This is a genomic window from Psychrobacter sp. A3 (assembly GCF_028823565.1).
Classification (GTDB): Bacteria; Pseudomonadota; Gammaproteobacteria; order Pseudomonadales; family Moraxellaceae; genus Psychrobacter; species Psychrobacter celer.
In genome coordinates this window covers 39,777-46,277 of the sequence record NZ_JAPEHS010000012.1, presented here as the reverse complement: position 1 = coordinate 46,277, position 6,501 = coordinate 39,777, and the positions used below count along the sequence as shown (strand labels likewise).

Annotated in this window: 6 protein-coding genes and 1 pseudogene; 2 read left to right on the top strand and 5 right to left on the bottom strand. The window is 48.2% G+C overall.

All coding sequences use genetic code 11. The features are described from left to right. The 4 genes from NK638_RS03525 to NK638_RS03510 all read right to left on the bottom strand — a co-directional run. On the bottom strand, nt 1-1,080 hold a 1,080-nt coding region (locus tag NK638_RS03525; protein ID WP_274631968.1), incomplete at its 3' end, for a DNA topoisomerase IB. A 190-nt stretch (nt 1,081-1,270) separates the two neighbouring features. Beyond that, the gene (gene ppnP, locus NK638_RS03520; protein WP_274631967.1) at nt 1,271-1,555 is read right to left on the bottom strand and encodes a pyrimidine/purine nucleoside phosphorylase; all 285 of its coding nucleotides are present in this window, start codon (nt 1,553-1,555) and stop codon (nt 1,271-1,273) included. A 43-nt stretch (nt 1,556-1,598) separates the two neighbouring features. After that, a protein-coding gene (gene prfB / locus NK638_RS03515; protein WP_201586389.1) for a peptide chain release factor 2 occupies nt 1,599-2,694 on the bottom strand; the annotation gives its coding sequence in 2 pieces (ribosomal slippage) (nt 1,599-2,621 and nt 2,623-2,694; 1,095 coding nt in all). A 105-nt stretch (nt 2,695-2,799) separates the two neighbouring features. Further along, nucleotides 2,800-3,507 carry an HAD family hydrolase gene (locus NK638_RS03510; RefSeq protein ID WP_075101135.1) on the bottom strand — a complete coding sequence of 236 codons (708 nt, stop codon included), beginning with the start codon at nt 3,505-3,507 and terminating at the stop codon, nt 2,800-2,802. Nucleotides 3,508-3,660: 153 nt separating this feature from the next. On the opposite strand from NK638_RS03510, the gene NK638_RS03505 reads away from it, so the two are divergent. Further along, nucleotides 3,661-4,107 (top strand): hypothetical protein, encoded by a 447-nt coding sequence (locus NK638_RS03505; RefSeq protein WP_153045425.1) that lies wholly within the window; start codon nt 3,661-3,663, stop codon nt 4,105-4,107. 98 nt (nt 4,108-4,205) lie between these two features. Here NK638_RS03505 and NK638_RS03500 read toward each other — a convergent pair whose 3' ends face one another. Then, nucleotides 4,206-4,742, bottom strand: coding sequence for a gamma carbonic anhydrase family protein (locus NK638_RS03500; protein WP_274631966.1), 537 nt, complete (start codon nt 4,740-4,742; stop codon nt 4,206-4,208). Between the two features lie 466 nt (nt 4,743-5,208). Between NK638_RS03500 and carA the strand changes: the two are divergent. Further along, nucleotides 5,209-6,376, top strand: a pseudogene (gene carA / locus NK638_RS03495) (glutamine-hydrolyzing carbamoyl-phosphate synthase small subunit). Nucleotides 6,377-6,501: the final 125 nt, after the last annotated feature.

Here is a 6,501-nt window from a genome sequence, read left to right as displayed (position 1 = left end):
TTTGTATGTTTCAAAAAACTGACCTGCCAAAAACCGTTCGATAAGCATCGGATGAATATAAGAAGCACGGCATACCGCTGGCGTATTGCCAAGCTCTTCGGCCACGCTCTTCACCATATCGGTAACCAGCTGCTGACGCGCCTTGCTAGCAGGCGCGCTGGCTAAGATTGTCCGGCCTGCCGAGGTCTGCAGCTCATCATACAGATAGCTCGCTGCCAGCACACTGGCCATCCAAGTACGAAAGTCCTTTGCACTGTACAATCTGCCCGATGCAAGACCCTCCAAGTCCTCGCTGCTCGGCTGTTTGTGCGCCTCTGTAGCTGCACACAGATGACGGCGTAAGTAGTCATTGACATCGCTGCTATCCACAACTTGCTTGTCACCATTTTCATCTAAATATTTAAAAATCTGATACCCTGGCAGCTCACTACAAGCTTGCACAATTTCAATCAAGCGCACGTCTTGCAGCTCGATATGGTGCTCTTTGGCACTTTTGCCGACAAAGTCAAACGCCAGACCGTTATCCGTCTCGCTCACGTGCTTACTGCGCAGCGTACTCAGGCCATAGCTTTTATTCATCTTTGCGTAGCGACTATTACCGATACGAATGAGGGTAGTTTCCAATAACTTGACCACGGCGGCTAATACATTGGCGCGTGATAACGGCGCAGCTTCTAGATCTTTTTCGACTTGCGCGCGCAGCGTGGGCAACGCGGTCGCAAACCCGATCATCGCGGCAAACTTGGCGTGATCGCGTACGCGGTTCCACTCCGGATGATACAGGTACTGCTTGCGCGCTTTGTCATCGCGGCCTGTCGATTGCAGATGGCCTTTTTCGTCTTGGCATATCCACACCTCTGACCACATTGGCGGTATCACCAGCGCATCAAAGCGCTGACGCAGCGCCTTGTCTTTTACCGTCTTGCCTGCCGCATCACGATAGGTAAAGCCGCGACCCCAACGCCGACGGGTAAACCCAGGTTCATCATCGCTAACATAACGCAGGTTTGCCAAGCGTGCTAAATGTTCATAATCATGGCGTACATCTTGTGGGGTTATTTGCTGGTCTAACTTCGCCATAAAAAATACTCGATTGATAAAATAGACGCTTTAGCATAATGAATGGCGGTTTTTTTTGCTGTTTGTTTGCCACAAGCAAAGTGTAATACTGTGTAAATAGCCGTCCAATTACCATAAAAAACGCCAAGCATTTAATACTTGGCGTTTTTTATGGCTAGTGTCAATATGACGACGACAAATCTAAAAAGCTTTATTTACCATAAGTGCATAAATAAGCGGTCTCAACCTCTACCTTTACGCCAAACTTCTGATTGGCTTCAACGGTAAATGACTCGCCAGCATCAAAGGTCTGCCATTCGCTACTATCTGGTAGTTTAACGGTCAACGCGCCGCTCACCACACTCATGGTCTCAAATTCGCTGGTGCCAAATTCATACTCCCCAATCTCCATCACGCCGACAGTCGCTGGCAGAGTGGCTGTCTGAAAGGCGATCGACGTGACTTTATCGTCAAAATAACTATTTACGCTTGGCATAAATTTTCCTTAAGTAATGGTATTTAAAATGTGTTGATAAACCTTACAGTCCTGCTTTAAGGCTGGCTTCGATGAATTGATCGAGATCACCATCGAGTACCGCGCTGGTATTAAACGTCTCAACGCCAGTACGCAAGTCCTTGATACGTGAGTCATCGAGCACATACGAGCGAATTTGACTGCCCCAGCCGACGTCAGACTTATTGTCTTCGACCGCTTGCTGTTTTTCCATACGTTTTTGCATCTCAAGCTCATAAAGCTTGGCGCGCAGCATTTTCATGGCAGTGGCTTTGTTGCCATGCTGGCTACGCTCGTTTTGGCACGTGACCACCACGCCAGTTGGCTCGTGGGTAATACGCACCGCAGAATCAGTGGTGTTGACGTGCTGACCACCTGCGCCCGATGAGCGGTAGGTATCGATACGCAGATCGGCCGGATTAATATCAATCTCGACGTTGTCGTCAATCTCAGGCGAAACAAAAACAGCGGCAAATGACGTATGACGGCCATTGTTGCTATCAAATGGTGACTTACGCACTAGGCGATGCACACCAATCTCGGTACGCAGCCAGCCAAACGCATAGTCGCCTTTGATCTCGATCGTCGCTGACTTAATCCCAGCGACACTACCAGACGACACTTCGATGACCTCGACCTTAAAGCCATGCGACTCCGCCCAGCGCGTATACATCCGCAGCAGCATCTCAGCCCAGTCTTGTGCTTCGGTGCCGCCACTACCCGACTGAATGTCTAAGTAGCAGTTGTTTGGGTCCATCTCGCCGCTAAACATACGGCGAAACTCCAAGTCCGCCACACGCGTCTCGGCACTATCTAGCTCGCTTTGCACGTCCGCCAGCAGTGACTCGTCCTCTGCCTCGACCGCCAGCTCGAGCATGGCAGACGCATCTGCCAAGGTAGTCTCAAGCGATATCACCACGTCGATGACACCATCAAGCTGACTTTTTTCTTTATTAATCTTGGTCGCGCGCTCAGGATCGTTCCATAGCTCGGGATTTTCTAATTCCAAATTGATTTCTTCTAGGCGCTCTTGCTTACCATCGAAGTCAAAGATACCTCCGAAGATCCTGTCCTCGCTCAGATAAGTCTTTGATTTTTTCTTGATACGGATTGATTTCCATAAACAGTCCTGTTTTTTTGCTAAAAAATAAAGGTCGCACTCGGGCGCTATTTTAAATGAGATTTCGGTTACATAATGAATTAATTGTGCGCTGACTGGTAGCGGTTCATTGACCTGCCTCAATCGACCAATCTTCGACCGCCCAGCGATGCGCCAGCGCATGAGCATGCAGCGCGTCATCAGGAGACACGCAGACTGCGACGTCCGCCCATTCTAGCAGCGGGATGTCATTTTTAGAATCTGAATACGCATAAGTTTTTTCAAAGCGAACGCCAGCGAGCTGCTGCTTATTTAGCCACTTATCGAGGTGATAAATCTTACCTTCTTTAAAGTTTGGCTTGTCGGTGAGCTTGCCGGTATAGCGGGCGTCCTTTATCTCAAGCGGCGTCGATAATACATTGCCAGCCTCAACCCCAAAACGCTTTGCGATGGCAGACACCACAAAATCATTGGTCGCAGAGATTATCACCACATCATGCCCTTTTTCCACATGCTGACAGAGCACCTCCATCGCTTTTGGGCGGATGTGCGGCTCAATCTCAGACTTGATATAGTCTTCGCGTAACGCGTGTAGCCTCTCCATCGGTAAACTGCTCAAAAACTGGGCGACAAACTCATTGTACTCAGTAGCATCGAGCGTGCCTTCGATATAGTCCTGATAAAACTTTTGATTGGCTGTACGATATTCGGCCTCATCGACCAGATTGTGCTTGACGATATACTCGCCCCAAAGATAGTCGCTATCGACATCGAGCAAAGTATGATCCAAATCAAAAAGCGCCAGTTCTTTTGCTATCGGTTGTGCTGCCTGCATAATAAAACCTTATGGTGAGTGATAAAACGATGATTGGTAAAGAAGGGTTAAAAGTTGGTGACATCCTATCTTCCATGATTCGGTAATATTTCGTGAATACGACTGTTTAGCAAACAAAATTATGCTAACTTTATAATAAAAACAGAGAAGCTTATGAAAACGCCCAATCCCCAGTCCACCACCGCTCGTCGACCGAGACGCCCTGCCCGCTCTATCAAAGAGATTAGGCGGCGGCAACGAGGAGAGGATTATCAGTCTCCGATGGCACGTATATTATACGCGCTCTTGACAGCTTTGCTGTATGGCGCTGGCGGGTTGTTTATCGATCTTGCTATCGTCGTGATTCGCTCTTTATTCAATCTAGGCACGGGCGATATTTTTTGGTTGTTTACGCCTATCCTGCTGGTTTTGGGTGCCATTATTGGTTTTTTTGTCGGCAAAAACGCCGGTGCCGAGAGTGTCAATGCCTTACACAATCCGCAAGCTGGCAATAACGCGTATCTCGACGACTACTCTATACGCCATGATATCTTTCGAGGTCTGATGATCGGGATTGCTATCTTTGCGGTTATTTGGCTGGTCATGATGCTCATGACGTAAATACGCGCAACCACAATATCAGCGACGATAAGACGAACAACGGATAAAATGAGAAACGACAAAATGAGCCACTCATATCCGCCGTTTATTACTTCTTATCATTCAGGCATGGCTATTTCTTTGAGGCCAGTTTTAAACTTCTGACAGCGCTCACTATATTGCATGGCCGATAGTTTTAACGTCGCTGCTTGCTCATCCGTTAGGGTTTTCACCACTTTGGCCGGTGCGCCCATGACCAGTGAGTTGTCTGGGATTTCCTTACCTTCTGTGACTAAGGCTTTGGCACCGATGATGCAGTTTTTACCGATTTTGGCATGATTGAGCACCACCGCGCCGATTCCGATTAAACTATTATCGCCAATCTCGCAGCCGTGCAACATTGCCAAATGCCCAATCGTCACATAGTTACCTATTTTGACTTCTATACCTGCATCGGTATGGATGACGCTGTTTTCTTGTACATTACTATAGTCACCGATATGAATGCGCTCGTTGTCACCGCGAATCACCGCCCCAAACCAGACGCTGGCTTGATGGCCCAAATACACATCACCAATCACTTGTGCGCTATCAGCTACCCAGCCATGAAAGGGGCTAGCAAATTCAGGGGTTTTGTCTATATACTGGTAAATCATAACGGTTCCTTGTCCTACTAAAAAACGCTTCGGTTAATTGGTCGATGTTGCGGTTCATGATGTTACGACTCATTGTGGCAAAGACAACTGTAGAAATCCAGCGCTATTCATCGTAGCCGCTCGCCCATCTGGCCAACTTAATTCTGACAACTTGGCACAGCGCTTGTGCTGTGTTAAAAATCAGCTGGCTATCTGTGTCTATATTGTATATAATGCGCAAAATCTGTGCCTAAGCGAGCGGACATGATGCAAGTTACCTATTCACTACCTAGTGAGTTTTGTAGTTTCCATCGATAATGTCTTCTCGCTTTTTTGTGGGCAACTTTTGTGTGCAGCCTATATTTTTCTTGAGGTTTATTATTCCCAAGACCTTAAAAACAAAGGCTTTACACCGACAGCCAACCACAAGCATCGTCACAGAACTCACAAATAATAGCGGAGGCAAACCTTGAATTCATCGGCAGAAATACAAGCAATTTTGGCACTAGCAGACGGTACGATCTTTCGCGGTGTCAGTATCGGTAGCCTTGGTCATCATGTCGGTGAGGTGGTGTTTAATACAGCCATGACAGGGTATCAAGAAATCCTAACTGACCCAAGCTACGCGCGCCAGCTGGTCACCTTGACCTATCCGCACATTGGTAACACTGGCACCAACAGTGAAGACAGCGAATCTGGCAACACCCATAAAGTATGGGCAGAAGGTCTGATTATCCGTGATGCCACTATGGCAACCTCAAGCTTTCGTAATACCGAATCATTAACCGATTACCTCACGCGCAATGATACGGTCGCGATTGCCGATATCGACACCCGTAAGCTGACGCGCATCCTACGTGATCAAGGGGCGCAGCATGGCTGCATCATGACTCCAACCGAAGGCAACACCATCACCCCTGATGACGAGCAACAAGCCATTAAACTGGCACAAGAGTTTGCCGGTATCAAAGGCATGGACTTGGCAAAAGAGTGCTGCACTAAAGAAAACTTCGAATGGACAGCGGGGACGTGGGATTTGTCTGACACACTGCTAAACCGTGATGCACCCGGTAGCCATGATAGCGGTACAGGCGGCTTTTTATGACTTCGGTAGTAAAACCAACATCCTGCGTATGCTGGTCGACCGCGGCTGTCATGTGACGGTGGTACCAGCGCAAACGCCGATTGCAGACGTACTGGCGATGAATCCAGACGGCATCTTTTTATCCAATGGCCCCGGCGACCCTGCCGCCTGTGACTATGCTATCGACGCGGTACGTCACATCATCACCGAGACAGATATTCCGACCTTTGGTATCTGCCTAGGCCATCAGCTGATTGGTCTGGCCAGCGGCGCTAGCACCATTAAGATGAAAACTGGTCATCACGGTGCCAACCATCCTGTACAAGATTTGGCTACAGGGACGGTGATGATTACCAGTCAAAACCATGGTTTTGCTGTCGATGAAGACACGCTACCTGACAACGTCAAATCGACTCACCGTTCACTGTTTGATGGTACCAACCAAGGTATTGAGCTGACCGACAAGCCAGTATTTAGCTTCCAAGGTCACCCAGAGGCCAGCCCTGGCCCGCATGATGCTGCGCCGCTGTTTGATAAGTTCGCTGAGATGATGGCAGCTGCTAAATCTTAAGCGGCCAAAGCTTAAATAATGGATATTGACCCATAAATAATAAATATAACGCTTGAAGCACCGAGGGTGGTTCAAGCTACACCATATCAAACACGATAAGCTGAACTGACAATATCGTTATATTA